General features: G+C 35.0%; 17 protein-coding genes. 7 read left to right on the top strand and 10 right to left on the bottom strand.

The genetic code is table 11. The annotated features are described in order from the left end of the window. Positions 1–245 precede the first annotated feature (245 nt). The 3 genes from ABID42_RS19035 to ABID42_RS19025 all read left to right on the top strand — a co-directional run bounded on the left by ABID42_RS19035 (position 246) and on the right by ABID42_RS19025 (position 2,880). Positions 246–1,031, top strand: coding sequence for a coiled-coil domain-containing protein (locus ABID42_RS19035; protein WP_367285018.1), 786 nt, complete (start codon positions 246–248; stop codon positions 1,029–1,031). Positions 1,032–1,113: 82 nt separating this feature from the next. After that, a complete protein-coding gene (locus tag ABID42_RS19030; protein ID WP_367285017.1) occupies positions 1,114–2,286 on the top strand; it encodes a PQQ-dependent sugar dehydrogenase in 1,173 nt (390 codons plus the stop codon). 195 nt (positions 2,287–2,481) lie between these two features. After that, positions 2,482–2,880, top strand: coding sequence for a c-type cytochrome (locus tag ABID42_RS19025; protein WP_367285016.1), 399 nt, complete (start codon positions 2,482–2,484; stop codon positions 2,878–2,880). A gap of 54 nt (positions 2,881–2,934) precedes the next feature. Here ABID42_RS19025 and ABID42_RS19020 read toward each other — a convergent pair whose 3' ends face one another. From ABID42_RS19020 to ABID42_RS18985, 8 genes are all read right to left on the bottom strand, one after another. Next, positions 2,935–3,888 (bottom strand): arabinan endo-1,5-alpha-L-arabinosidase, encoded by a 954-nt coding sequence (locus ABID42_RS19020; protein WP_367285015.1) that lies wholly within the window; start codon positions 3,886–3,888, stop codon positions 2,935–2,937. Positions 3,889–3,948: 60 nt separating this feature from the next. After that, positions 3,949–5,868 (bottom strand): glycoside hydrolase family 97 protein, encoded by a 1,920-nt coding sequence (locus ABID42_RS19015; protein WP_367285014.1) that lies wholly within the window; start codon positions 5,866–5,868, stop codon positions 3,949–3,951. A gap of 153 nt (positions 5,869–6,021) precedes the next feature. Next, positions 6,022–8,010, bottom strand: coding sequence for an alpha-L-arabinofuranosidase family protein (locus tag ABID42_RS19010; protein ID WP_367285013.1), 1,989 nt, complete (start codon positions 8,008–8,010; stop codon positions 6,022–6,024). A gap of 77 nt (positions 8,011–8,087) precedes the next feature. Continuing rightward, complete coding sequence (locus ABID42_RS19005) at positions 8,088–9,056, bottom strand: glycoside hydrolase family 43 protein (protein ID WP_367285012.1); 969 nt, start codon at positions 9,054–9,056, stop codon at positions 8,088–8,090. A 27-nt stretch (positions 9,057–9,083) separates the two neighbouring features. Beyond that, positions 9,084–10,553 (bottom strand): arabinan endo-1,5-alpha-L-arabinosidase, encoded by a 1,470-nt coding sequence (locus ABID42_RS19000; RefSeq protein WP_367285011.1) that lies wholly within the window; start codon positions 10,551–10,553, stop codon positions 9,084–9,086. A gap of 162 nt (positions 10,554–10,715) precedes the next feature. Beyond that, positions 10,716–12,260 (bottom strand): RagB/SusD family nutrient uptake outer membrane protein, encoded by a 1,545-nt coding sequence (locus ABID42_RS18995; protein ID WP_367285010.1) that lies wholly within the window; start codon positions 12,258–12,260, stop codon positions 10,716–10,718. 24 nt (positions 12,261–12,284) lie between these two features. Then, positions 12,285–15,641, bottom strand: coding sequence for a SusC/RagA family TonB-linked outer membrane protein (locus ABID42_RS18990; protein WP_367285009.1), 3,357 nt, complete (start codon positions 15,639–15,641; stop codon positions 12,285–12,287). A gap of 270 nt (positions 15,642–15,911) precedes the next feature. Further along, the gene (locus ABID42_RS18985) at positions 15,912–16,955 is read right to left on the bottom strand and encodes a FecR family protein (RefSeq protein WP_367285008.1); all 1,044 of its coding nucleotides are present in this window, start codon (positions 16,953–16,955) and stop codon (positions 15,912–15,914) included. Between the two features lie 294 nt (positions 16,956–17,249). Between ABID42_RS18985 and ABID42_RS18980 the strand changes: the two genes are divergently transcribed. The 3 genes from ABID42_RS18980 to ABID42_RS18970 all read left to right on the top strand — a co-directional run bounded on the left by ABID42_RS18980 (position 17,250) and on the right by ABID42_RS18970 (position 20,611). Continuing rightward, positions 17,250–17,840, top strand: a complete 591-nt coding sequence (locus ABID42_RS18980) for an RNA polymerase sigma factor (protein ID WP_323689211.1) — start codon at positions 17,250–17,252, stop codon at positions 17,838–17,840. A 317-nt stretch (positions 17,841–18,157) separates the two neighbouring features. Beyond that, positions 18,158–19,615 carry an APC family permease gene (locus ABID42_RS18975; RefSeq protein ID WP_367285007.1) on the top strand — a complete coding sequence of 486 codons (1,458 nt, stop codon included), beginning with the start codon at positions 18,158–18,160 and terminating at the stop codon, positions 19,613–19,615. A 294-nt stretch (positions 19,616–19,909) separates the two neighbouring features. Further along, entirely contained in the window at positions 19,910–20,611 is a 702-nt protein-coding gene (locus ABID42_RS18970) for an SDR family oxidoreductase (protein ID WP_367285006.1), read from the top strand. 122 nt (positions 20,612–20,733) lie between these two features. Here the strand turns inward: ABID42_RS18970 and ABID42_RS18965 are convergent, their stop codons facing one another. Further along, a complete protein-coding gene (locus ABID42_RS18965; RefSeq protein WP_367285005.1) occupies positions 20,734–21,690 on the bottom strand; it encodes a hypothetical protein in 957 nt (318 codons plus the stop codon). A gap of 751 nt (positions 21,691–22,441) precedes the next feature. Between ABID42_RS18965 and ABID42_RS18960 the strand changes: the two genes are divergently transcribed. Further along, positions 22,442–23,440, top strand: coding sequence for a hypothetical protein (locus ABID42_RS18960; RefSeq protein ID WP_367285004.1), 999 nt, complete (start codon positions 22,442–22,444; stop codon positions 23,438–23,440). A 107-nt stretch (positions 23,441–23,547) separates the two neighbouring features. On the opposite strand, the gene ABID42_RS18955 is transcribed toward ABID42_RS18960, so the two are convergent. Next, positions 23,548–24,192 carry a Uma2 family endonuclease gene (locus ABID42_RS18955; RefSeq protein ID WP_367285003.1) on the bottom strand — a complete coding sequence of 215 codons (645 nt, stop codon included), beginning with the start codon at positions 24,190–24,192 and terminating at the stop codon, positions 23,548–23,550. Positions 24,193–24,241: the final 49 nt, after the last annotated feature.

Here is a 24,241-nt window from a genome sequence, read left to right as displayed (position 1 = left end):
TTTTATAATTTTATATAAAAAGAATCGTTCTTAATAGCTCCAATTTTGGAGCTATTTTTTATTTTAAGGAAAATCGAAGTTACCATACAAGACTTATTGCTTTTTTAAGAATAAAGTGCGAAGTTTGTTAAACAAAAACCCTTTGCTAAACATAATACTGAATGTTTTGAGGCTCCTCAAAACATTTTTTCGTTGTTATCCCTAATACATAAAACTGTATTGAAATTCAGTAAGAAACACTAAAAATGGCAAAGAAAAACAAATTAAGAATCATCAACTACGTCAAGGATGGAGTGGTATTAAGAAGCGAAGTAGCACCAGAACCCCCAAAAAGAATTACATCAAAGTGGACTGAGGAGGAAATTAATTTCTTAAAAGAAAACTTTCAACATTTAACATCTAGAGAAATCTCAGACAAACTTGGTAGAAGCTGGGAATCAGTAAGAGGGCAACTCAAAAGGTTTAAACTTACTGTTGGAGAAGAACTCAGAAAAGTACGTCAAGCAAGTAGAAAAGGTGTTCCATCGGGTAGGGAAGGCGTTACAAAATGGTCGGAAGAAGCCATCAATTATCTCAAAGAGCATCATTATACAAAACCTCTTCCTGAAATTTGCGAACATCTAGGTTTTAGATACGGAGTCGTCTATAAAAAGATGCGTTCTTTAGGATTAAAAGTAAATCCTGAAATTGCTTTAAAAGTAAGAAAAGAAGGTATTGGGCGAATCAATGCCGAAAAGAAGGCTTATTTTAGTTCAGAAGATTTTCTTGAAAAACAACGAAACAAGCAAATCAAAAAACGCACAAACTCAATTAAGCAACGTTTAATGAATAGAGAACTTTCTGAAATTCAGAAGATTCAGAATGAGATAAAAGCTGCTACAAAAAAAATTGAAAAGAATGATGCGTTGATTAACAAACTTGTGACTGAAAAACAGAATTTAAGAGCAGAAGTAAAACGTTCGGAATTAAGAATTAAAGCTATTACAGATAAATTAAACTCGTCTGTTCAATATGCTGAAACCAGTGTTTAAGTAATTAAATACATAGAAATCAGTACAGCCGAAAATGTGTTTTTCATTAACTTTATCACAAACAAAGAAAATAAACTCAACAATGAAAAAACAAATTTTCTCTATTGGAGTCCTTCCCTTATTGGCTGGTCTTTTAATATCTACAGATGCGTTAAGCAATGTACATATCAACAAGGACACTCCTGTTTCTAAAAAAGTAGCCAAATCTAGCACAGAAGGTTTAAAAGTAGAAACGGTTGTTACAGGCTTGAATGTGCCTTGGGGAATTGCCTTTTTGCCAAATGGAGATATGTTAGTTACTGAAAGAACTGGTCAATTAAGATTAATTCATGAAGGAAAACTTGTAGCAGAACCTATTCAAGGGCTTCCTCCGATTGTTTCTAAAGGACAAGGTGGACTTTTAGATATTAAACTTCATCCAAATTATGCTAAAAATGGCTGGATTTACTTTACTTATTCTTCGCCAGCGGCAGAAGGAGAAACAGGTAAAGGCTCGAATACTGCTTTGATGCGTGCTAAATTGGTTGGAAATTCATTAACAGAACAAAAAGTAGTTTTCAAGGCTACTCCAAATGTTACTACAAATCACCATTATGGTGGAAGAATTGCTTTTGATAGAGCTGGATTTTTATACTTAACAGTAGGAGAAAGAGGGCAACAAGATGAAGCACAAAAACTTACAACTTTCCAAGGAAAAGTGGTTCGTTTGCATGATGATGGTACTGTGCCAAAAGATAACCCATTTGTAGGAAAAGACGGTGCGAGACCTGAAATCTATTCTTATGGTCATAGAAATCCACAGGGTTTTGTGATTAACCCAACAACTGGTGACTTGTGGGAACATGAACATGGTCCACAAGGCGGGGATGAAGTAAATATTTTGAAAAAAGGTGCAAATTATGGCTGGCCAGCTATTACTTTCGGAATTGGCTATGATAATTCTGTTATCAGTCCAGATACCGCACGTGCTGGGATGGAACAGCCTGTTACTTATTACAGACCATCTATTGCTCCATGTGGAATGACTTTCGTGACAAGCAAGAAATTCCCAGATTGGAAAGGTAATTTATTGATTGGTTCATTGAAGTTTAATTATATCAAACGTTGTGTAATTAAAAACAATAAAGTCGTAAGTCAAGAAACGATTTTTGAAAATATAGGTAGAGTAAGAGACATCAAAGAAGGACCAGATGGAAACATTTATGTAGCTATTGAAAGCACAGGTTCAATCGTGAAAATTAGTCCAGAGAAATAGATTTTAGCAAATGGCTATCGGTCTTCGGTCATCAGCAGTCGGTTTTATCATTTAAAGCGAACTGTTGATGGCTAAAAGCTTACAAAAAAATCTGATAATATAAAGCTGAATATTGATGACCTACATTCGACTGCTGAAATCCGACGACCGAAATCTGATGACCAATATCTGACAGCCAAAATCCCCTAAAGAAAAATGAAAATTATTTTACTGATTGCTTCGATGTTATTTCTTTCTCCATTTTGGCGTCAGAATGAAGATGAATTAGCAGAGAGTATTGCACGTGGCAAAGAAATTTATCTCAATAATTGCATCGTTTGCCACATGGGAAAAGGAGAGGGTGTCGAAAAATTGAATCCACCTTTGGCTGGTTCAGATTATTTGATAAAAACCCCCGAAAAGGCCATTAAAGCTATCAAATTTGGATTAAAAGATTCGATTGAAGTAAAAGGTGTAAAGTATAATGGCATGATGCCTGAACCGGGATTAGAAAATGAAGAAATCGCAGATGTGATGAATTATATTTCAAATTCTTGGGGAAATAAATCAGCTAAAATTATTGATGTTAAAACAGTAGAGGGAATCAAAAAATGATTCCCTCTTTTAGCTTTGAGAACTTTTCAAAAATTGTCAAAGCTAATTTATTTATTACTTCCTCTTAAAATAAGGCCAGCCTTTTTTAAAGCCCATTTCTACTAAATTGATTTTAGATTTTCCTTGGTCTTCTGCATCATAATAATGAATGGAAACAATATTTTTACCTTTTTCTCTCAGTAAACCTACATGTCCTGGTCCTTGGAATTTACCTTCTGTTCTTAGAATAACCGTTCCTCCACCAGCATTCAAATCTTTACCAGTTTGGTCTAGAAAAGGTCCTAATGGATTTTTAGAACGCCCACAAACGATATAATAAGTACTGTTTAATCCTTTGCAACATAAACCATTATTCACAAAGAGGTAATAATATTCGCCTTCTTGAATCAAGCAAGATGCTTCCCAATCCGATTCTCTGCCTCCAGCGACTTTCTTGATACTTTCTCCTGTTTTGATTTTTCCTGAAATAGAATCTAATTCTACCGCAGCAATTCCTCCAAAAAAAGAACCGTAAGTCATCCAAATTTTACCTTGTTTATCTTTTAAAATACTTGGGTCAATAGCATTAAAATCTTTTCTTTCTTTGGATGCTATCACCATTCCTAAATCCGTCCATTTGTATTTTGGCGAATTTGGGTCAAGTGTTTCGTTTGTGGCTAAACCAATTACAGATTGCGTTACGCCAAAAGATGAACAAGAGTAATACAAATAATATTTTCCGTTCATGAAAATACAGTCAGGAGCCCAAAAATGTCCTTGAAATTTAGGAACATATTCTTTAATCCAAGTTGGGAAAGAATCCTTTTTGTAAACCGTTTGTGGCGATACTTTCCAGTTTTCTAAATCACTTGAATAAGTAGCTTTGATACCGTGACCCGTTGAAAAAATCCAATAATAATTTCCATCTTTTTGTATCGTGGAAGGGTCGTGAGATTCAATTTCTCCCGTTTGTGCTTCGATGCTGTAACTGAAGAGTAAAGAAAATAAAGCAAAAATGATGTGTTTCATATTTTTTGGGAAAAATAAAGCCCATAAAGTCTTGATAAATAAAACTTTATGGGCAAAAAGCTATTCAAAAACTGCTACAAAACCACCGTTGGCTTTTAAGGAGATTTTTGTTTGATTATTTGAAATGTTCATTGGAGATTCTTTCAAGAGTACTTGTTCATCATCTGTAATCAATTGTGCTTTTTTGTTTTTCAAGAAAGATAAATCAAGGCTCAAATCTTTAGCAATACCTTCGCCATTGATGCCAGCTACATACCATTTATTCCCTGACTTTCGAGCAACGACAAATAATTTACCCGGAAAACCATCAATAAAACGAGTTTCATCCCAAGTACTTGGTAAGGTTTGCAAGAATTTTTGAGCGAATTCAGGTACATGTGTCATGCCTTCTGGTGCTTCCGCAAAATGTTGAATACCAGAAATAAACACAACCGATAAAGCTAATTCAAAAGCTGAAGTGGTACGTCTTTTAATATTTGGTACTTTATATAAATTCATCGGCGTAAAATCCATAGGGTCGAAAGCATTACGAGTAAAAGGCAAAGTGGTACAATGGGCAGGCTGTTCGTCGGCAGCAGCTTGGTCGAAAGTAACCATTTCAAAACCTTTTACTGCTTCAGCAGTTATTAAATTCGGATAAGTTCTATGCCAGCCTCTTGGTAAAGTTGCTCCATGAAAATTCACTAAAAGTTTTGCTTTTGCTGCATCTTCCAAAATATCCAAATAATACTTAATCATTGATTGTCCATCGCCACCAAAGAAATCAATTTTTACCCCAGCAATACCCATTTCTTTGATTTTGTTGAATTCTTTAACTCTGCCTTCGTGTGTCAATAACAAACCTTTAGGATGATACTTCACGGTATTCCATTCTCCTGCTGAATTATACCAAAGTAACAACTTTACATTTTTGGTTTTAGCATAATCTGCCAACCATTTTGTTTTATCATAGCCAATTCTAGTATCCCAATCGGCATCAATCAAACAATATTCCCAGTGCATTTTAGCGGCAAAGTCGATATAATCCTTCGTTGTTTCAAAGTTGACCGATTCATCTTTTTTAATAATCCAACTCCAGGAAGCTTTTCCAGTTTGGATAAATGAAGTATCCATTTTAACAGCAGGTTTAGCTAAATCTGTTCCTAAAGTAGATTCTGTGATGGTTTTCAATGAACCCAAAGCAATTACTCTCCACGGCGAAAGCCAAGGTAAAGTAGATTGCGGATTAAGTTCACCGCCTGTAAATACTTCTGGTGTTTGCGGAAAGCCGATTTTATATTCATTATTGGGCGATTCTGCTCTTAAACGTGTAGCACAATAAGTGCCATCTAAACCAGCTTCTGTCAACAAAACCCAAGTGCCATTACTTTGAAAAAGTGCAGGATACACCCAACCTGCTTTGATAGGAGAAATAATGCCAGCTAAAATGTTTTTCTGATAAAACTCTTCATAAGAAGGATGGCAATGTTCCCAACCTGTTTGGGCATCACTCATGGGTTGAAGCCAAGCTTTTGTCGCTGCTGGAAATTTAAAAGAAGTAATTTCTTCACTAATTTTTTTAATATCCGTTGAATTCTCAGGGAAGAAATATCTAAAAGCTACACCATCGTTTGAAACTTGAAAAATAATGTCAAGCTTTTTGCCTTGTGCATTTTTCAATTTAAAAATCTGACGGTTAGCTGTATAGGTAATATTACTTTTTTTGGTTGTACGAATTGTGTATTGGTCTTTTACCAAAGTCGGTTTACTTGATCCCAATAATGCAAGCCCTTTTGTGAAATCTCCGTCTTCACGAATAAGTCCTAAACTGGAAGATGCTAAAACAGTTTTGCCTTGGAAGGTTACTGAATACTTTGCTTGCTGATTTTTGATGGAGAAATCAACAACAATTTGACGATTTGGACTGAATACTTTTTGTGAAAAAGCACCAAAAGAAAGCAATAAAAGAAGGAATACTTGTAATGATAATTTTAGGTTCATTGTAAGGAAAGATGGTTTGATGAGTAATATATAAACTAAATCAATAAAACTCTTTACAGAATTTAATGATTGTAAAGTTCAAAAAAAATCGCCTTATCGGATAGATTTTTGATGGATAATCTACTCGACAAGACGATTTTAATGGCTATTTTATTATAATAATTTAATTCTTAGTACTGTAAATGAATTTGGTGCTAAAGTCAAAGAGATTTTTTTCTTTGGATTTAGGGTGATAGTCTCTTCTACTGGACTGATGTTTGTTGCATTTTCAAAAGTATTTAAGGCTTCTGGATTAGCATTTTTCAAGACAATCAATTTAGCTTTTGCATCGAATTTTTTAATGCCTTCCAAATTTATTTCACGTACTTGTTCTTTGTCTGAAATGTTAGCTACTTTTAAAATTACTTCGTTGGTAGCTTTGTCCAAAATACCTGAAGCATATAAATCACCTTGTCCAATCAATGGTTTTCCAGCTTCGGTAGTAGTCAATACATGGGTACCTTTATTAGTAGAATACAATTTTTGTACATGATAGTTTGGAGTACCATACGAACGAAGGTTATCTACCCAAATCATATCGGGTGTCCATTGCCAGCCTTCAGCATGAGCAAAAAGTGGTGCATACGATGCCATGTTAACTACTTGTGCATTACGTTCTAAACCTGTCATGAAAGCAGCTTCAGACAATGCACATTTCCAGTTGTTTACATTTTTTACACTAACAGTTTTATCACTTTGAGCAGCATATTCACCTGCAAATACTTTGGAAGCATTGCGGTCGTATGAATCATAACGACCAGCATTTTTTAAGAACCAGTCTGGAGTACGGTAATAATGTTCGTCAATAATATCAGCATTCATTGCACGTAATTCTTTGTTCAAATAATCAAATCTATCTCCGTTAGGATCAGTACCTGAACTGTTTACCAATTTGATATTAGGATATTTTGCTTTGATAGCCTTCGTAAACACTTTTAAACGTTCTACATATTGTGGACCCCAGTTTTCATTACCAATTCCTAAGAATTTCAAATCAAAAGGTGCTGGATGACCCATGTCTGCACGTACTTTACCCCATTTAGTATTGGGTTCGGCATTGGCAAATTCAATCAAATCTAGGGCATCTTGCACATACGAATCTAGTTCATTGACAGGCACAACTTCAGCGGTATTGAATTGACAAGCCATTCCGCAATTTAAGATTGGAAGCGGTTCAGCACCAATGTCTTCTGCCAATTGGAAATATTCAAAAAAGCCTAAACCAAAGGTTTGAAAATAGTCTGGTGCTGGGCGATGTGCAAATTCTACGTTCCAACGGTTAATAATTAACTGACGTTCTTCAACTGGACCAAGTGTTTTTTTCCATTGATAACGGTTGGCTAAATCTATACCTTCTACAATACAGCCACCCGGAAAACGAATAAAGCCTGGTTTCATATCTGCCAATAATTGAATCATATCAGCACGCATTCCGCCTGGTCTTTTTTTCCAAGTATCTTCTGGAAATAATGAAACCATATCAAGGTCAATTTCGCCATTTCCTTCAAACCAAATTCTAAATTTTCCTTTTGCTTCAGTTTCTGTTGCACTGAAACTGATGGCTTCTTTTTTCCACTCATGTCCGTTACCAGTAGGAACAAGGGTTGTTCCGCCGATAATATTACCTTTTGAATCAAGTAATTCCAAGTGGAATTTTACTGAACCTTTTTGATGACGATACAGTACTGAAAAATCATATCTTAGACCCTTTTTAATCCCCATTCCTTTGAAGCCTTCGTTGGTAATTCCTAGTTCTCCTTTAGTAATGTTATTCGCTTTTACACTGATAAATCTTGGATTAACAGTATTACCTTGGCGATTCTGAATGATAATATCGCCTTCTTCTGCCTTTTTGCGTTCAATTTTCCAACCCATCCAAGGCTTAGAAAATTCAAAAGAGCGGTTTTTAACTAATTCTGCATAGATACCACCATCAGCACCCATGTTAATATCTTCAAAAAATACTCCCCACATGGTAGGCTGAATTTCAGCAACGGGCTGTGTGGCTTTGATATTAATGACTGGGGTTTGAGCTTTCGTTGATACTGGCAAGGTAATTGCCGAAGCGAGTAATGAAAAGACCGTTAATTGTTTGAAATTCATGAGATATATTTAATTAAAAGAAAAATTTGTCGTTAGCCAATGTATTTAAGTAAATGCAGGGTAAAAGTACTAAAGATTTATTTAACTGCTTTTACTCCTTCAGAAGTCATGACGATTCTTTTAATCGTTCCATCTGAATTATATTTTAAATCATCAATACAAACCGAACGGTGGAAACTTCCAGCATCTGGGACTAAGGCTCCATTGTGATAAACAAAGTAAGATTTTCCTTTGAAATCAATAATAGCATGATGATTGGTATTACAATTTCCCGCAATTTCGTTGATAGTTCCTTTAAATTCCCAAGGACCATTAATGCTTTTACTCATGGCATAAACTGTTTTTTCTGGAAATTCAATCGAGTAAGAAAGATAGTACCAGTTTTTACGTTTGTGCACCCAAGGTGCTTCAGTAAACTTTGTAGGAAGATTCACTTTCATGATTGGTCCATCCAACTCTGTCATATTATCCTTTAATTTGGCATAATAACAAAAAGTATTACCCCAGAAAAGATAAGCCTGTCCATCGTCATCAATAAAAACAGATGGGTCGATATCATCCCAACTGATTTTTGTATCTCTGGTCATGTCATTAGTAATAATTGCTGAACCACGAGCATCTGTAAATGGTCCAGTTGGACTATCAGAAACTGCCACACCAATGGCTTTTCCATGAATTGTTCCATGTTCTACAGCTACGTACCAGTAATATTTATTTCCTTTTTTTATTACTTGCGAAGCCCAAGCATCGCCTTTTGCCCACGTGAAATTTTTAGTATTTAATGGGCTTGGATGTTCTTTCCAATTAACCATATCTGTAGATGAGTAACAAAGCCATTCGTTCATTACATAGCGTTGTTCACGAGTTGGCGCCTCATCATGACCAGCATAAATATAGACAGTTCCATTGTCAACCAAAGCTGCTGGGTCGGCAGTGAACTTGTCTTTAACAATGGGGTTGCCAGATATTTTTACTTGAGCATTTCCTGAAAAGCTGAACAATACTTGTCCCGCAAATAATAGTTTTAAAAGGTTTTTACGATTCATGATTTAATTTTAATTGATATATAAATACTATTTTTTCTTTCCCCAAATACTTGTCCCTTTGTTATTTAATCCTGTAAAAATGATGGTTTCTTTTTTATTTTCCCAGTCACGTCCTCTATCTACATACACTTGGTCTGTAAAACCATTACTCCATTTTAATTCTAACCAAGGGGCAATATACGTCCATTTGTTCGCTGCATCGCCATTAATAGCACCACTGGCATTCAATGTTAAATTGGTAGCATACTGAAAATCTGGCTGACTTTGTTCCTTATCATAACCCGGAACAATTTTGTAACCAAGAATAATTTGCTCCCAATCTCCCACTAAATCATTACTTGTGATAACCGTAGTAAATTCACCTGCATAACGTTCAGGCGAGGCTACAGGCCAGCCGTCTTTTGTCCAATATAGCTTTCTGCTATGAAGAATCATGAAATTTGAATCATTTCCCGGGCGTCCCTGATGACTAATATAAAATTGACCATTATTTTCAAAAACCGCACAGTGCGAAACTCCTTGCCAGCCAGCATGACCATTGAATTGATATGGCGCAATAATCATAGGACCGTGGTCTTGATTGGTATTTACATCTTTTCCATCATAATCATAAAAAGGTCCTTGTGGTGAATCCGATTTTGCTACACGAACATTGTATTTAGTTGCCAACCAATCGTAAGCGATAAACAAATAATATTTCTTTTGTTCTTTATTATAGATGATTTCTGGCCCTTCGATATTACCATTATATACGCCACCTGTAAAACCACGATTGGCAATTCTTTTACCTTTATCACCTGGACTCAAAGCCAAACCTGTGGCTGGGTCGAGTTGTAATATATAAATTCCATCCCAGGCAGAACCGTAGTACATCCAATGTTTACCTTGTTGGTCAATGAGTACAGTTGGGTCTATTGCGTTGGTTTGTATCGTATTGTCGTCTTTAGAAACTACTGTTAGTCCTTGTTCTTTCCAAGGGCCAGTAGGAGAGGAGGAAGTTGCCAAACCAATGGCACTTAAACGAGGTTTAGCTGATGAAAGCGAATAATATAATCTGTATTCGTTCCCAACTTTGATAACATAAGGAGCCCATAGTGAGTTAAAAGGTGTTCCTCCACCTTGTTTAATATAATCAGCTCCTTTTGCTGGAAGTCCTTCGAAAACCCAACCGTAAAATTTCCATTCAATTAAATCTTTAGAAGAACGAATTTGAATACCGGGACGAATATCCGTTCCGTAAGCAACGTCAGTATTGTAACAGTAATAAGTATCACCGTCTTTAATGATTGAAGGGTCGTGAACATTGTAGCAACCCCACTTCAAATAATTTGAAGCTGGTGCAATATCGGCATAATTATCTTTGATAGAATTAATATCAAAAGTTGTGGGTGTAGTTGTGGGCAAAGGTTGGATGACAGTATCAACTTTATCGCTACTACAAGCGGCCAAAAATAAAGTATAAGTAATAAAATATATTGATTTTTTGAATTGTAACATGAGTAGGATAGGTTGGGTTGATGAATAGAAATTCAGTGATTATTTAAATGTTTTTTCATTAGGGGGCGACTTAAGTCGCCCCCTAATGATGAAAAATACTTTAGTTAAAAGTGGTTTAATGAAAAGCAAAATTACCATTCACTAAACCACTTATTCACTCAATTAATAACTCAAATTTTGTTTTACACCCGGGTTATTATCTATTTCATTTTGTGGAATTGGGAAGAATTCACGACCAGCTTTGAAAGTATTAAATTCAGGGTCCCTTGATTTCAACCAAGCTAATTTAGTTGGGTCATTCAACCAACCCCAACGACGAATATCATCGAATCGGTGACCTTCTAAACTAAATTCCAATAAACGTTCATGACCAATTTGTTCACGCATTTGTGCTTGTGTCATATTTGGTTTTACAGTTGCTAAATTTGGTAAACCAACACGGTTTCTCACTTTTTGAATGAATGGATAAGCGGCAGCAGTTTGTCCTGTTTCGTTCAAACATTCAGCATACATCATCAATACATCAGCATAACGCATCAATCTTTCGTTGATACCTGAACGCCAGTCAAATTCATCTGCTTTGGTATCATCATTAGCATATTTACGGCAATACAATGAATTCAGAGCTCCAGCATTTCCAGCATATCTTACCGAGAATTCTTTTCCATAAACCATCAAACCCGGTTTGTTGTAAAACATAGTGGCAACTAAACGTGGGTCATCTTTGCCATCCGTTGTTTTTTCCTCCAAGAAATCATTAAAGATGGCTCTTGTTGGTTGAACGTCCGTCCAGCCCAATCCATTTGCACCATAAGTAATTGCTCTTGCAGAAACTCTACCCCACGAAGCAATTGGCTCGCCACCCCAGTTTAAGTCTGTTCCACCTGCAGTACGTTCGAATTGTACTTCAAACAATGATTCTTTATTGTTTTCGTTCGCTTCAGTAAAATTGTCACGATAGTTTGGTACTAAATCATAAATACCTAAATCAATTACTGCTTTGAATTGAGTCGCCGCTTCTGTGTATTTATGGTTTGTCAAATATGCTTTTCCTAAATAAGCTAACGCTGCACCTTTTGTAGCACGACCTAAATCTGTGCCAGCATAAGTAGTAGGAAGCATATCTGCTGCTTTCTTGAAATCTTCCATTACTTGTGCCCAACCTTCTGCTTCTGTAGATTGTTTTACAAAGAAATCTTTGGTTGATTGTACTGAATTGGTTGGTAACATTACATTTCCAAACATATTCACTAAGTGATAAAAGTATAAACCACGCAAGAAGTAAGCTTCGCCCAAAATACGTTTTTTAAGATTGGCATCCATCGTAATTCCTGGAACGTAATCTAATACTTGATTCGCTTTAGAAATACCTTCATAATATGCTCCAAAAGCCCAGCCATAAATTGCCCAGTTACCAGCATTCATGGCAAATTTACCAGAGTTATACATTTGATCCCAAGGACTATTACTCATTGCATCATCGCCACGGTTATCTAATAACAATGGTGTTGAACGCATATAACTGCCATCAATTGCTAAACTTAAGTAAACTGAATTAATCCCTTTTAAAGCGTCCTCATCATTTTTCCAGAAAGTAGAAGATGTTTGAGAGTTTGGGTTTACTTGATCTAATTTATCTTCGCAAGAAGTAGTTATCAATAAAGTTGCTGATAAGGCAATGATAACTTTTTTGTTAAATATTTTCATTGTAATAAATTCGTTTGAGTGAAATTAAAAACCAACTTGAACGCCCAATAATACTGCTCTTGGGTTAGGATATGAACCATTATAATAACCTCTGCTGAACAATCCATCGCTTTCGCCCATAAAGTCTGGATCGAAGCCTTTGAAGCCAGAAACTAAGAATAGGTTTTGTCCTGAAACATAAAATCTCACTTTGCTTACTTTTAATTTATTTACGATTGAAGTCGGTAAAGTATAACCTAACTGAGCATTCTGTAGTCTTAAATAAGTACCGTTTTCAACAAATCTATCAGAATCTCTACCGTTTGAATTTGGGTCACCAATGATTGGTCTTGGAACGTTGGTATTAGTATTTGATGGAGTCCAGTAGTTCAAAGCATCTGTTGAACCATTACTGTATTGCAAGCCCATCAAATCACGATACATCCCATTGTATATTTTGTTACCACCACTACCTTGAATGAAAGCAGAGAAATCAAAGTTTTTGTAAGAAGCATTGAAGTTAGTTCCGAAGTAAAAAGTTGGAATCGTATTTCCTAAATAAGTACGATCATCAGAAGTAATAACTTTATCGCCATTCAAATCTTTGAATTTTACATCACCAGGGGCTGCATTGGTTTGTGTTGCATGGTTTTTTACATCATCAGCGTTTTGGAAAATACCCTCAGAAACGTATCCGAAAATCTGACCAATTGGTTGACCAACCTCTGTTTTACTTGCCGCTCCATAAATTGGATTATTCGTTCCACCCAAAGCCAATACTTTATTTGAAAGCGTATGGAAGTTTGCTGAAACTGCATATTTGAAATCACCAGTTTGTTGGCGGTAGCTAGCCGTAAATTCAAGTCCTGAGTTACTCAAAGATGCAGCATTCGTTAAGATTGAACCATTTGTTGCTCCCACTGAAGTAGGGATTGGAATATTTGCCAATACATCATAAGAACGGTTATCGTAATATTCAACAGAAAAAGAAACACGGTCTCTGAATAAACCTAATTCCATTGCAGCGTTTGTAGTACGTTTACTTTCCCATCTTATTGAAGGGTCAACAACTTGAGTTCTGATAGCACCCGGCGCTAAAACCCCACCAAATACATAACCTGTGTTGGTATTGATATAAGTATCTGTCAAATAATCACCCACATTTTGGTTACCTAAAGCACCGTAACCTCCTCTTAATTTTAAAGAACTGATTGCTTCTGGAAGTTCAATGTCATTGTGAACATTCCAAGCTACCCCAACAGAAGCAAAGTTTCCATAGCGATTTTCTGCTCTGAATTTAGAAGAACCATCACGCCGATAATTTACAGTCAATAAGTATTTATCTGCATAATTATAGTTCAAACGAGCCAACACTGATGATAAAGTAGCTTTAGAATCCCAACCTGTTACACTTTTACCGTTAGCTGTATTTACAGCAGTATTCATGTTCAATACATAAGGTTCAACTAAGCCTTTTGCACTTGCTTCAGTTCTTGAATAAACACCTTGTTGGAAAGTATAACCCGCCAATGCTTCGATTTTATGTTTACCAAATTCATGCGAATAGTTCAAAGTGTTTTCAGCCAAAGTCGTCAAGTTATTTTCTCTTTTCTCGAATAAATAGGCATTAGGTGTTAAGTAATAAAAACCTAAATCATATTTTGGTTCGAAGAATAAGTATCTTGTATCAATGCGGTCAGCACTTAATTGAAGTTTGTATTTCAAGTTTTTCAATAATTCTAGTTCTCCAAAAACTGAACCTAGAAATCTATTACGAGTATCAGTTCCTTTCAATAAAGAGTTCATCCCGATTACGTTTAAAGTAATGGCTCTTTGTGTGTTTTTATCAGCACCACCAAAACCACCTAAACGATTTTCGTCATACACTGACATTGTTGGAATGGCTGTCAATAAACTAGTGATAGCGCCTCCGAAAACAGCATGTTCACGAGTATTTTCTGCGCCAATTTTCTCTGAATTGGTATAGCCAATTTTTGCTCCGAACGAGAAAATGCCCTTTTTACCAGAAATGTTTCCGTTGAAAGTATAACGCTTGTAGTTCTGTGGACCAGTTACCGTTGAGCTATTGTTGAAGAAGCCTAATGAAGCACTTGCTTTGATGGTTTCTGAACCGCCTGAAAAACTTAAGTTATGGTCTTGAATATAACCTGTTTTCAAACCTTCTTTTTGCCAGTTTGTATTTACTTTACTGATATAAGCTGGATTGGTAGGGTCATTGGCAGGCGCAATTGTTAAGCCAGCATTTAATTCCGCTGCACTAACAACATTTTGATAGCCCACTCTGTCCATTACTGAAATCGTTTTTGCAATATTTTGAACACCAGCATAAGCATTATAATCAACTTTTAAAGGACCCGCTTTGCCTTTTTTAGTCGTGATAATTACTACACCGTTCATCCCTCTCGAACCATAAATAGCACCTGCCGAAGCATCTTTCAATACTGAAATAGATTCAATGTCATTGGTAGAAAAATCAAAAGGACTATCTACTAAAACTCCATCAATCACAAAAAGAGGGTTATTGTTTGTCAATGAACCAATACCACGAATTTTGATATTAACAAAACCGCCCGGCTCTCCTGAACTTTGTACAGTTACACCCGGGACTTGTCCTTGTAAAAGTTTAGCAACATCATAAGAAGCGGTTTTCTTAGCATCATCAACTTTTACAATACCTACTGAACCTGTTAAATCTTTCGCTTTCTGAGTACCGTAACCTACCACAACTACTTCATCTAAAGCTTTAACATCTGATAATAAATTGACATTGATTAATTTACGACCAGCTACAGCAATTTCTTTAGAAACATAACCGATTGAACTGAAAACTAAAACGGTAGCTTCATTATCAACCTCCATCGAAAATTCACCCAATGCGTTGGTAACAGTACCTTTGTTTGTTCCTTTAATTAATACGCTTGCTCCGGGAATGCCGTCACCACTTTCGCCACTTGTTACTTTCCCTTTAACTGGGAATCCCGCCACTTTGATAGATTGAACGGATTCACCGCCTAAAAAACTGGTTTTTCTATCATTAGAAGCAATTACGTGAATATGTTTTTTTACTTGTTTGAACTCCAAATTCACTTCTTTCGATAAAAATGCAAGAATTTCAGTCAACGAACGGTTTTCCATGCTCATCGTTACTCTCATTTTATCATTCAAAAAAGCATCATTGTAAGTAAACTTATAAGCAGTTTTCTTTTCAATTTCTTTAAAAACTTGCAAAATGTTCATTTTATCGACTCTAAGAGTCAATCTCGTTTCATCAAAGCTATTAGCTTGAGCGTGAATAGACCCGATTACGTTCAAAATGAGCAAAAAAATTGCTACAAAAAGATATTTTGAACATCGCATACTTGGTAGTAAATGAATTTTCATAAATTTGTTATTGTATTTTAAATACTTATACTTTTTTAATGCTTATCCTCCAAACGCCAATTTTTAGGATAATTTTATTAAAGGTCTTTTGCTTTGTATATTGGTTGTGTTGCTATTTTCTTGCAGAAAAACAATTGACACAACCATATACAATTCAATAACCCTTAACTAGTGTTGTTTGAATTTCTTAGTTTCATGAAATTTAGAAGGGTTTTTTGTTGTAAAAATTGATTAATTTGAGAATGTATTTTTAGTGGTTTGGTAATCTAATCAATTGTGAATGAGAATTGTTTTGCCAGCTATTTCGTATTGAAAGCCAGAAGTAAAAGCAATTCCTTGCATAATATTTTCAAGCGTTTCTTGCTGAAATTCTCCACTATAATGTCCTTTTAGCTCAACATTAGGAAGGACGATGATGTTTACTCCGTACCAAATCTCCAACTTTGTAAAAACATCAGTGAAGTTATCGCCATCAAATACCAATACTCCTTTTTTCCAGCCCGTTGCTTTTTCAAGATTCACTTTTGTTTTTAGGATATTAGCAGTATTATCTAAAGTCCCCATTTCATTAGGAGTAAGGAATTGAGACTTTCCAGATGCTTTGTCTTCCATTTTTACTTTTCCAGTTGCTACGGCTACTTGTACTATTTTTTCATTAGCGTAAGCTCTAACATTAAATGATGTTCCTAATACTTGCGTTTTTACTTTGCCTGTTTCCACAATAAAAGGTTTTTTCTTATTTTTAACAACTTCGAAAAATCCTTCACCAACAAGCGTAACTACTCGGTTGGTTTTGCTAAAAGCTACTGGATAATTGATACTACTTCCAGCGTTGAGATGTACAATACTGCCATCTGGTAATATTACTTTGGTGCGTTGTCCTTTATAAGTAGTGGCTACTTCTATGGAATTGCTTGAGCGAACAATGCTGAAAGGAGCAGGATTTTCTTTACTTGTCCAATAAACACTTCCAATAAATGCCATAATGACAGAAGCTGCTGCTGAAAGTCCGAACAATGTTTTTCGGAAATTGATTTTGCGAATTAACTTTCTATCAGCTTCATCTTTATTTTGTTTAAATGCTTTGATTTGTTCAAACATTTTATCTTGTTCTACTTCGTCAAGCATAAATTCATTTTTATAATGCAGAGATTTCACGAATCGTTTTGCCAACAACAAATCGCTTCTTCTTTCTGGATGCTTTTCTGACCATTCTTGCCAATGTTCATCCAACTCAGCGTTTGGTTGATTAACCCAATTCACAAAATTTGGGTCTTCGAGTAAATCTTTTATTTGTTCAATGTTAGAGTACATATTTGTAGGTTTTCAATTAATAAAGACAAACAATGCTAGGATGACCATAGTAAAATCAATAAAAAATGAATTTATAGTGAATAAATTGAATAATTCATTGAAAATTAAGGTATTAGCTTCTGTTTTATTTTTAATTATTCTATGATATTCTGTAACTAAAAGTATTTATGCGTAGAAAAGTAAAAGTTTTTATTTTTTTTATACAATTTGTTGGTTTTGTAAATATTTTATTATCTTTGTGTATGATTGTGTCAACTTGACACAAGTTTTCAAAAGCTCAACGAACATAATTAGATGGATAAAGTATCTGACAGCCAGCTTTGGAATGAGTTTCTAAAAGGAAGTGATTCTGCCTTGGAGACGATTTATCGCCAATACGTGAATGTATTGTACAATTATGGTCGTCAATTTTCAAGTGATACGGATTTGGTGAGAGATGCTGTTCAAGAGTTATTTTGTGAATTGATACAAAGTCGTGAACGTTTGGGTGCGACAACCTCAATTAAGTTTTATTTATTGGCAAGTTTGAGAAATAAGTTAGTTCGTAAAGTAAAACATGAAGATAGATTTTCTAGTTTGAATGATTTTGGCGGAGATTTTCAGATTGATTTTGCCGCAGATTCAGATATTTTACGTGAACTTTGTTTAGATCAGTCGGGCGAACTTTTACAAGAAGCATTCAATAAATTACCGATAAAGCAAAGAGAAGCAATTTTATTATATTTTTACGAAGATGTGAGTTATGAAGAGATTGCTCAAATCATGGAAATGACGAAAGTGAAATCTGCAAGAGCCTTAATTTATAGAGCCTTAGATTCTTTGCAAGAGATTTTTAATGTTGGTTCAAAATACTCTTACCCTTGGGAATATCCTTTGGTTGGGTAGATTTACTCTCTGGACAAATATTCATAAAAAATCCCCGTTTGAAATTCAATTCAAACGGGGATTTTTCATTTTAAAACTTATAGTAATTAGTTTTAGTAGTAAAACTCTTTCAAAACTAAGTTTGTTACATTTTTTAATTTGCTTTAAAATGGGACTAAGGTTTTGTAGTAGGTTACATAATAATATTATAATGAAAATGGATGTTGGAGTTAAGGAAGTAATCTCTAATCATTTAACCCTAATAAATCCCCAAATTTTGAAATCAAGCCGTCTTTCGTTAAGTTTGTTAATCAACCAAACTAACCAATAAATCCTTGATGGAAAAAAATACTTCTCCCACTACTTCACAAGAACTAAAAAAAGAACTAAGCCTAACTGATGCCACTATGATTGTGATTGGCTCGATGATTGGCTCTGGTATTTTCATCGTTTCAGCAGATGTTACTCGTAACTTAGGTTCTCCCGGTTATCTATTACTGGCTTGGATTATCACTGGGATAATCACTTTGATTTCAGCACTTTCTTATGGCGAATTGGCGGGTATGATGCCAAATGCTGGCGGTCAATACGTTTATCTCAGAGAAGCTTATAATTCTTTAACGGGTTTCCTTTTTGGCTGGACTACCTTTTTGGTTATCGAAACTGGAACGATTGCTGCCGTTGCCGTCGCTTTTGCCAAATATACTGGTGTTCTGCTTCCTAATTATATCGGTACTGAACATAAATTCCTTCTTTTTGATACACAACAACTTTTAGCGATTGCTCTTATTCTACTCCTGACTTTCGTAAATGTTCAGGGTGTGAAGAATGCTAAATTGGTTCAATTAATCTTTACTGTTACCAAAATTGGAGCTTTATTGGGCTTGGCTGTTATTGGAATAATTGTTGGCTCAGACCCTAAAAAAGGTATGTGGGCAATCAATTCAATTGATTTTTGGAGTCCAGTGAAAATTATATGGGAAAATGGTAAAATCATGGATTACGAGTACTTGTCGGGTGTAGGTTTATGGTCGGCAATGGGTTTAGCCTTAATTGGTCCATTGTTTTCGTCTTCGGCTTGGAACAACGTTACTTATACCGCTGGAGAAATGAAAAACCCTAAACGTGATATTCCATTAAGTTTATTGTACGGAACGCTAACGGTAAGTGCTTTGTATATTTTGGCTAACATTGCGTACTTGATGCTTTTGCCTGTACAAGGTCATCCCAATGCAGAAGACACGCTCTCAAGAGGAATAATGTTTGCAACGAATGATAGAGTAGGGACAGCTGCCGCTGAAATGATTTTCGGAAATCCTGCTACTATCATCATGGCGATTTTTATCATGATTTCTACTTTTGGCTGTAATAATGGTATCATTTTATCGGGAGCGAGAGTCTATTATGCGATGGCAAAAGACGGACTTTTCTTCAAAAAGGCTGGCGAATTAAACAGTAAAGGTGTACCTGCTTTTTCATTATGGATTCAATGCGGATGGGCTTGTTTATTGTGTTTAACAGGTACTTATGGTGATTTATTAGATTATACCGTTTTTGCCATTTTGGTATTTTATATATTGACAATCGTTGGAGTATTCGTTTTGCGTAAAAAACAACCCAATACTCCACGTCCATACAAAGCTTTTGGCTATCCCGTTATTCCTGCGATTTATCTTTTATTTGCTACGGGTCTCTGCGTGAATTTGTTGATTTACAAACCCATTCCATCTTGGGCAGGTGTTGGCATTGTAGCTCTAGGAATTCCTGTTTTCTATTTATGGAAAAAGAAATCATAAAAATAGTACTACGGATTTCCAATCCGTAGAAAACAATAGAACAGGTCAAAAGCAAAACTTATGACCTGTTTTTTTTTATTAATTTAATCGTATCAATGTGGAATTGAAATCTTGAGGCAACACCCGGTCGAATAATTGAACTGGCTCTTCTAATCGTACCAATGTGGAATTGAAATTGTTTATAAGTATCGATAACCCAATACCGAAACTTTTTTGCATTAACAGAAGTTGAACAAGAACAGCATTGACGGATTGAAAATCCGTGATACAAAACTTATTTCAAAATCAATCAACATGACAAAAATTGCTATTATTACTGGAGGTTCAAAAGGAATCGGATACGGCATTGCCGAAGTATTAATCAAAGAAGGAATTAAAGTGGCTATCACAAGTCGTTCGCAAAGTAGTGCAGACGAAGCGGCCACAGAATTGAATAAAATCAAAGAAGGTTTTGCCATTGGGATTGAATCGGATGTAAGAAATTTGGCTTCTCAACAAAATGCTGTTGATACGATTCTTGCTACATGGGGAAGATTAGATTACGTGATTGCTAATGCAGGAGTAGGACATTTTGCACCGATTCAAGACTTAACTGCTGAACAATGGCAAGAAACGATTGATATTAACTTAACTGGTACTTTCAATAGCATTAAGGCTTCTTACTTGGCTTTGAAAGAAACTCAGGGATATTTCATCACGATTTCAAGTTTGGCGGGCACTAACTTTTTCGCTAATGGCGGAGCGTATAATGCGAGTAAATTTGGTGTGGTAGGTTTCTCTCAAGCCATCATGATGGATTTAAGAAAAGATGGAATCAAAGTAACAACGGTTATGCCGGGTTCTGTCGCTACCCATTTCAATGGACATTCTCCATCTGAAAAAGATGCTTGGAAGATTCAGCCAGAAGATATTGGTCAGATAGTAGCAGATTTAATCAAAATGCCTGCAAGAACTTTACCAAGTAAAATAGAAGTTCGCCCAACGATGCCAGCTTAATTAATTGTGATTGAGCGAATTGTGATTCTTCTGAATTTATTACAATTGTAGAATATTTTCCTTTTTTCTTAGCAGGTGAATTTGTTCACCTGCTAAGAAAGTCTTTAGCTCCAGTATGCTACTTAATTATAAACAAACTCAAGTTGAAAAAGAGGCTTCTGCTTTTTCTTAACAGGAGGAATCGAATTGATTTTCAACGTAATAAAATCTGTATCTGTCGAAGAACTATAGTTGGTATCGGTATTACTTTGTTCCGTCCAATTTCTAGTCAATACCTGTAATTGCTTTTTCAATTGTTCGAAATTAGCTTTTACTTCTTCTTCGTTTTCGCTTTCAAATAATATACTTTTATAATTAGCCGTTTGCCCATTATTATCTTTAAAAATAAGAGAAGGCTTACCGCTTACTAATTCAAGATTGGTTTTAAAGCTTTCTAAACCAGCCGTTTTATCTTTCTTTTCTTCTTTTTTGTCTTTCTTAATTTTCTCGCCAGTGATATTTTTAAAGTTCTCCTTTTTCGATTTCTCCAAAGCCTTAAACTGATTCGCAAAAGTTTGATCAAGTCCAGATTCTATTGCCGAAGCCGTAGTAATGGTTTTCGCAATTTTATATTTTCCTAATTGTCCAGCATCCATCGAAGTCGCCAACAAAGTATAAGTACCCGTTACAGGAGCAACATAATGAAATTTATTAATGCTATTTCCTTGAAAAGGCTGAGAATCGTAGCTAAGTTCTTGCTTATCTTTAGCAGGTGTTTTTAAGCTCAACATCACTCTGAAATTAGCAGAAGAATGTTCTAAAAAAAGTTCTTCGCCAGCATGTAATAGCAATTTGTAAGAATCATAATAGCGTTTTTCACCGTTTTGATTAGCCGTTAAATCTTTTTGGGTAAGACTTGCTTCCACAAAATCTTTAGCTTGTTGCAAACCAGCTTTCAGCACATTTTTATTGAGTAATTCAGTCGAATCAATTTTTGAAACTTTAACAGCAGGAGCTTTTTTTGCAGGCTTTTTCTTTTGAGCAAAAGTATTAAAACAGAAAGTAAGAGGAAGTAAAATAAATAACAACTTAGTTTTCATTGTATGGGAAATTTTGGGATTTCACGCAAGAAGGCACAGAAAAATAAAACATGCAAATTTTAAGCAGATTTTGAGAGAAATTAATATTGAATAAATAGGAAGAAAGCTAACCTTGGTGGATAGCATTTCAGTATGTCGATTTACTCCTGCACGATGCAGGAAGAAATTTCAATGTGCCGATTAGCTCCTGCACGTTGCAGGGAGGAATTTCAGCGTGTCGATTGTCTCCTGCACGTTGCAGGGAGGAATTTCAGCGTGTCGATTGTCTCCTGCACGTTGCAGGAAGGAATTTCAACGTGTCAATTGTCTCCTGCACGTTGCAGGAAGGAATTTCAGCGTGTCGATTGTCTCCTGCACGTTGCAGGGAGGAGTCTCAGCGTGTCGATTTGTTGCTCCGAGTTGGAGGAATGAATTTCAGTGTGCCGATTTGTTGCTCCGAGTTGGAGGGAGTAATTTCAGTGTGCCGATTTGTTGCTCCGAGTTGGAGGGAGTAATTTCAGTGTGCCGATTTGTTGCTCCGAGTTGGAGGGAAGAATTTCAGTGTGCCGATTTGTTACTCCGAATTGGAGGGAGTAATTTCAGTATGCCGATTTGTTGCTCCGAATTGGAGGAAAAATTCTACTAATTTTAAATGCTTCTTATTTATGAAGATTTTAAATATAATGTCTATTTTACAGGCAAATTCATAAGTAGTAAATTTATTGACTATGAAGTCTTCTTTATTTTTTTTTATTCAAACCATCTTCACTTTATGCGTAAACTTATCACTAATTATTGGAGCCAAATTATTACATTTTGTGTCGTAATACTCGGACTATATCTATTCACTTTTTATCTATACCCATCTTTAATACATGGCTATTTGATTAAAAATGTAAAAGGATATAATATCTCAAATGACTTATTAGGGAGAGGTACTTATGGGGATATGTATGGTGCTTTAAATACATTTTTCTCTGGACTAGCTTTTATTGGTTTGATTGTAACTATTGGGATTCAAATTTATTTACATGAAGAGGAGAAAAACAGCGATAAGCTTGAAAAAGTACAGAATGATTCAGATAAGCTAACTTATTTGAAGGCTTTGTTTGAAAAAACTATTAAGGACATAAGTATAATACAAAATAGTTTGAAAGAGAAAATTGAAACTTTGAAGTCTGAAAGTCTCAATTCAAAGTCTGTCAATATTGACAGCAAAATGAATTTTTGGGGTATAAATAAAATCATCGCTGAGATTAATCAAGAAGAGTATTTTTTATCATATAAGAGAGTTTTCAAAAAGGATGATATTATTAATGCTTTTAAAAGTTTTGAAGAGATGGATATTAGAATTAAGAATATGTTTCAAGATTCATTGAATAATAATTCTAATTTTAATTCAGATAGGCAAAATTTATTATTAATTGTGAATGAACTATTTAATTCACTTTATCAACTTAAGCAAGATGATGAATATACTGATGCTTTATCAAAGCAAGAGTACATTCTCATTCAGCATATATTAACAATTATTTTAAATCGTGATTTGGATAGTTTAAAAAGAACAGAATTGATTATAAATAAATTAGAAACTATTGATAAAGAATTGTTCGAAGGTAATTGTTTTAGCTTTGATTATGATAATACATTATTGAAATTCAAACGAACCTTGAATCAATATAATTATAGTCAGACAAATGCAATTCAATATTTAGAAGGTGAACTTAAATATCTGAAAGAGCAAATATATACCATAGAACTAATATTTTAATTTCAATAGACTTTCCAAAATGTCAAATTTGACGAAAAGGATAAAGCCCAATCATTCAAAAAAGAACAATTGGGCTTTGAAAATCATTACGCATTACTAACTACGCATTAATCATCAAACTTAATTTTATGATAAATATCTGCTAAAGAAATACTGCTGTTTTCTACGCTAAGTGCATCTTCAAGGCTATAAAAATCTTGATTAATCCAAGTATTTGGGTTTTCAGAACGAATAAAAGTTGAAACACTTACTTTTTCTGGATTAATATAAATCACTTGTTGAAGACTACTCAGTAATTTGTATTCAGACAGTTTTTCTGATAAATCAAAGGCTTTGGTGGCTGGCGAAAGTACTTCTACGATGATATAAGGATTGGTGATGATAGCACGAGACTTTTCTTTGAAAACAGGATTGCCTTTTACCACCATTACATCGGGCATATAATAACCACCTTCAAATTTGGGAATTTGCACACCAGAGTTACTTCCTAAAACAAGAATATCATCGTTGTTGAAAAAAAGCATATTGAATATTCTACCCAGATTCATAACAATGGCTTCATGCCATAATGATGCTAATCCCATAGTAACAATTTCGTTTTCATGATATTCTATTTTAAAAGGCAATTCCTTTGTCACAGAAAAGAAGTCTTCTTCTGAGGCAGGAATGCGTACCAATTGCTGAGTATTCAACTCAGTTAAAATGGTTTCTTTTAAGTTTTTAGCAATAACCATAGCCTTGTTTTTTATCAAATTTAAACAATTTTGTTTTAGATTAGACAAATTTTGAAATTTGTCTAAT

This window comes from Arcicella rosea (assembly GCF_040543805.1).
GTDB classification, from domain to species: domain Bacteria; phylum Bacteroidota; class Bacteroidia; order Cytophagales; family Spirosomataceae; genus Arcicella; species Arcicella rosea.
Note: the sequence above shows the minus strand (reverse complement) of the source record. Positions and strands in the feature narration are given on the sequence as shown.

Coding starts and splice junctions, on each gene's coding strand:
- ABID42_RS19005 (WP_367285012.1), bottom strand. CDS start 9,056: ATGAATCGTAAAAACCTTTTAAAACTATTATTTGCGGGACAAGTATTG.
- ABID42_RS19020 (WP_367285015.1), bottom strand. CDS start 3,888: ATGAAACACATCATTTTTGCTTTATTTTCTTTACTCTTCAGTTACAGC.
- ABID42_RS18985 (WP_367285008.1), bottom strand. CDS start 16,955: ATGTACTCTAACATTGAACAAATAAAAGATTTACTCGAAGACCCAAAT.
- ABID42_RS19035 (WP_367285018.1), top strand. CDS start 246: ATGGCAAAGAAAAACAAATTAAGAATCATCAACTACGTCAAGGATGGA.
- ABID42_RS18965 (WP_367285005.1), bottom strand. CDS start 21,690: ATGAAAACTAAGTTGTTATTTATTTTACTTCCTCTTACTTTCTGTTTT.
- ABID42_RS18995 (WP_367285010.1), bottom strand. CDS start 12,260: ATGAAAATATTTAACAAAAAAGTTATCATTGCCTTATCAGCAACTTTA.
- ABID42_RS19000 (WP_367285011.1), bottom strand. CDS start 10,553: ATGTTACAATTCAAAAAATCAATATATTTTATTACTTATACTTTATTT.
- ABID42_RS18975 (WP_367285007.1), top strand. CDS start 18,158: ATGGAAAAAAATACTTCTCCCACTACTTCACAAGAACTAAAAAAAGAA.
- ABID42_RS18960 (WP_367285004.1), top strand. CDS start 22,442: ATGCGTAAACTTATCACTAATTATTGGAGCCAAATTATTACATTTTGT.
- ABID42_RS18970 (WP_367285006.1), top strand. CDS start 19,910: ATGACAAAAATTGCTATTATTACTGGAGGTTCAAAAGGAATCGGATAC.
- ABID42_RS18990 (WP_367285009.1), bottom strand. CDS start 15,641: ATGAAAATTCATTTACTACCAAGTATGCGATGTTCAAAATATCTTTTT.
- ABID42_RS18980 (WP_323689211.1), top strand. CDS start 17,250: ATGGATAAAGTATCTGACAGCCAGCTTTGGAATGAGTTTCTAAAAGGA.
- ABID42_RS19010 (WP_367285013.1), bottom strand. CDS start 8,010: ATGAATTTCAAACAATTAACGGTCTTTTCATTACTCGCTTCGGCAATT.
- ABID42_RS19015 (WP_367285014.1), bottom strand. CDS start 5,868: ATGAACCTAAAATTATCATTACAAGTATTCCTTCTTTTATTGCTTTCT.
- ABID42_RS19030 (WP_367285017.1), top strand. CDS start 1,114: ATGAAAAAACAAATTTTCTCTATTGGAGTCCTTCCCTTATTGGCTGGT.
- ABID42_RS19025 (WP_367285016.1), top strand. CDS start 2,482: ATGAAAATTATTTTACTGATTGCTTCGATGTTATTTCTTTCTCCATTT.